The sequence below is a fragment of the Neobacillus cucumis genome (assembly GCF_023715505.1).
The window spans coordinates 1-557 of the sequence record NZ_JAMBOH010000099.1; the positions used below are offsets into that span (position 1 = coordinate 1).

The 557-nt window shown below is 38.1% G+C and carries 1 rRNA gene; it reads left to right on the plus strand.

Annotated features, from left to right (window positions below):
• Positions 1-14 precede the first annotated feature (14 nt).
• Positions 15-131 (plus strand): 5S ribosomal RNA (gene rrf, locus M3226_RS31570).
• Positions 132-557 lie beyond the last annotated feature (426 nt).

The following is a 557-nucleotide window of genomic DNA, read 5'->3' on the forward strand; positions in this document are numbered from 1 at the left end:
CTCTAATTTTATAGTCTGGTAATTAAGGCGAGAAGGTCACACCCGTTCCCATACCGAACACGGAAGTTAAGCTTCTCAGCGCCGATGGTAGTTGGGACGCGAGTCCCTGTGAGAGTAGGACGTTGCCTGGCGAAAGACAGGAATTTATGTTTCTGTCTTTTTCTTTCCCTTTTGGGAAATTGGAAAAAACTTTCTATTGTAAGTGAACACCGACGGTGTTAAGATGGAAAAGTCACTCTTCAAAAGAGTAAACAAGATATTAAAGAATGGAAGAAACTTTCTATTGTTCTAAAGCACATCATGTGTTAAGATAGGAAAGTCGCTCTCGAAAAAGAGCGAACAAGTCAATCGAAAATTGGAAATAATTGATGATTGATAGAATGTGAGAAATGCGATAAGATAGTAATCCAGTCGCCTTTGGTGACATTGCTCTTTGAAAACTAAACAAACAAAAACGTCAACAAACAATAATATTAGTTTCTATTATAGAAACTAAGCCAACGTAACAAAATGAGCTAATCAACTTTCATGGAGAGTTTGATCCTGGCTCAGGACGA